2 protein-coding genes are annotated in these 1,762 nt (G+C 33.2%); both read right to left on the bottom strand.

The genetic code is table 11. The annotated features are described in order from the left end of the window. Positions 1–440: 440 nt before the first annotated feature. Positions 441–1,085 carry a MarR family transcriptional regulator gene (locus ACFX4W_RS00730; protein ID WP_377558979.1) on the bottom strand — a complete coding sequence of 215 codons (645 nt, stop codon included), beginning with the start codon at positions 1,083–1,085 and terminating at the stop codon, positions 441–443. A 252-nt stretch (positions 1,086–1,337) separates the two neighbouring features. Next, positions 1,338–1,762: hypothetical protein (locus ACFX4W_RS00735; protein WP_377558981.1), on the bottom strand; the 425-nt coding region annotated here is incomplete at its 5' end.

A 1,762-nucleotide genomic window follows, 5' to 3' on the forward strand; every position in this document is an offset into this window, starting at 1 on the left:
CGGCAGGTATAATGGCCGTCACAAGCCGATCATCTTAAACTTCGTTTTGGGTATGTTCGGCTTGGCGAAAGAACCAACCCTGCCGAAATTTGAAATGCAAGGAGGAAAGAGTGGAGATTTTTTAAGTGGTTTTTTTAAAAAATACTACTCGAACCTTGTATGGAAAATAGCCATATAGCTATGAGGAATTTTCATATGTATTAAGTTCAATACACTTTAATTTTTTTAACGAAAAAAGTATAAAAAGACCCTTGCAATTCTATCAGCGAATTGCTATTTAAATAGAGTGAGAAGGGACAAGTGCAAGAATGTTGTTATATCAACGTTTATAGAGGGTGGGGTGTGTCCAAAAAGACACACCTGTGTGTCCAAAAAGACACACCTAAAAAATGTAAATAAAATAGTAAATAAAAAAGCAAGGGGAAATTTCCCCCTTGCTTTTAAAATAAATAAATTGGTAAATTGTGCTTTTTAGAGTTTCCTTCTACTTTAAAGTTTTTTAAGGAACGTTTAAAGATTCTTTGAGTTGCTTTATCTACATCATCTCTTGCTGAACAACACATAACATTAGGATTTACAAACCAAGTTCTGCTAGTACATACTCTACCATCTTCTGTTGTCATCCCAGTTTCCGCCACAGCTAAGATACCTAGTTTCATTAGTTCATTCATCATTCGAGAAACTTTAGCTCTTTCACGTCCTAATTTTTTAGCTAAATAACTAGGTGAAGCAGTGTTCTCGCTTACCTCTTCTAAGTCTTCTTCTGGGCGTTCTATAAGAATATTTGTTTTAAATTCAACATAAGGAACCAAATCTAATAAAAATGCTTTTTGTGCATTAGACAGGTATTTTATTTGACTTAAATAATTATAGTTTTCCATAAGTATTTGCACAAATCTCACCCCATCAGTTTTTTTCTTTCGCTTACCGATGAAATAGTTATCTCCAGTAGTCTTATGTAAGATTTCCAATAATGTTTTTTGTTGATCTGCTGAAAGACCAACTTCTGCTTGGTTTATTAACTCTTCCAGCTTAGCATCTCTTACTCTAGCTTTTTTTTCTGCTTCATTTAATGCTTTTCTCATTCTAATTCCTCCATTTTTTTGTGGAAGGAACTAACCTTATTGTGGTAGAATACGTTTATAAAGTTATGTAGTTGAAGGTTAATCTCTTCTTGAAAGGTTAATTCCTTCTTAATATTTTGTAAGAAAGAGTCCTCTGAGTCGGCGAAAACTTGAGGGCTTTTTCTTATGTCTAATTTTCTACCAAATCCTACATTTTTGCAAACTCTATTTGTAGAATAAACAAGAAAACTCACCTAAAACTTAGGTGAGTTTTTAATCTAATAATCCCTTTTCTTTAAATACTTTTCTTAAAGCTTCATTCACTAATTCAGATTTATAACTCTTAGGAACTCGATCAATGATGCTTAACACATCATCGTCAAAATAAAACCCTCGATACACTCGTTTTGAGCGTTCTTTTGGATGCTGAAGCAAGAGATCAATTGCATCTACTTTGCTAGTAGTTATACTAGCTTTTGAAACGCTATCGCTAGTACTTTCACTTTCATTCATGTGACTAATACTAGCTGCTACTTCACTATTAGCTTGCTTTTGTTCTACTAGCGCTTTACTATTTTTAGAAATAAGGGTATTAAAATCAACTTCTAAAGGTTCTGGTTCTTCCCCAACATAACGATAAATACTTTGCTTACTGTCCCATTCATATCCTAGTTTCTTAATTCTTAATTGGATGGTAC

The sequence above is a fragment of the Priestia sp. YIM B13489 genome (genome assembly GCF_042787645.1).
In the GTDB taxonomy this organism is placed as follows: domain Bacteria; phylum Bacillota; class Bacilli; order Bacillales; family Bacillaceae_H; genus Priestia; species Priestia megaterium.